1 protein-coding gene is annotated in these 1,139 nt (G+C 73.6%); it reads right to left on the reverse strand.

Annotated features, from left to right (window positions below):
- On the reverse strand, positions 1-1,139 hold a 1,139-nt coding region (locus ABZ840_RS37710), incomplete at both ends, for an ATP-grasp domain-containing protein (protein ID WP_361568606.1).

Consider the following 1,139-nt stretch of genomic DNA (forward strand, 5'->3'; position numbering starts at 1 on the left):
TTGGGCTTGGCGCCGCCGGCGACCGCGGCGCGCGCCAGCGGCATGCCGAGGGAGGAGGGCAGCGAGACCTCCAGGCGCTTGCCGCCGACCTCGACCACGACCGACTCGCGGTTGCTCTCCCCGTCGGCCTCGGCGTCGGCCGGGACGGCGAAGGGCGCGATGTCGTTGACGAACTCGGTCTCGATCCAGCGGGTGTGCACGGCGAACGGGTCCGAGGTGAACGCCTCGTCCTCGACCACGGCACGGTGGAACGGGATCGCGGTGGCCATCCCGCCGACCTCGAACTCCGCGAGCGCACGCCGCGCCCGCTCCAGCGCCTGGGTCCGTGTCGCGCCGGTGACGATGAGCTTGGCGAGGAGGGAGTCCCAGGCCGGGCCGATGACGGAGCCGGACTCCACGCCGGCGTCGAGGCGGACGCCGGGGCCGGCGGGGGCATCGAAGACGGTGACGGTGCCGGGCGCGGGCAGGAAGTTGCGGCCCGGGTCCTCGCCGTTGATGCGGAACTCGAAGGAGTGGCCGCGCACCGGCGGGTCGTCGTAGCCCAGCTCCTCGCCGTCGGCGATGCGGAACATCTCGCGGACCAGGTCCAGGCCGGTGACCTCCTCGGTGACCGGGTGCTCCACCTGCAGGCGGGTGTTGACCTCCAGGAAGGAGATGGTGCCGTCCTGGCCGACCAGGAACTCACAGGTGCCGGCGCCCTCGTAGCCGGCCTCCTTCAGGATGGCCTTGGAGGCGCGGTAGAGCTCGGCGTTCTGCTCCGCGGACAGGAACGGCGCCGGGGCCTCCTCCACCAGCTTTTGGTGGCGGCGCTGCAGGGAGCAGTCGCGGGTGGAGACCACCACGACGTTGCCGTGCTTGTCGGCCAGGCACTGGGTCTCCACGTGCCGCGGGCGGTCCAGGTAGCGCTCGACGAAGCACTCGCCGCGGCCGAAGGCGGCCACCGCCTCGCGCACCGCGGAGTCATACAGCTCGGGGACCTCCTCCAGGGTGCGGGCGACCTTCAGGCCGCGGCCGCCGCCGCCGAAGGCGGCCTTGATGGCGATCGGCAGGCCGTGCTCCTCGGCGAAGGCGACGACCTCCGCCGCGCCGGAGACGGGGTCCTTGGTGCCGGCGACCAGGGGGGCGCCGGCGCGCTGGGC

It is taken from the genome of Streptomyces sp. NPDC047117 (assembly GCF_040643545.1).
In the GTDB taxonomy this organism is placed as follows: domain Bacteria; phylum Actinomycetota; class Actinomycetes; order Streptomycetales; family Streptomycetaceae; genus Streptomyces.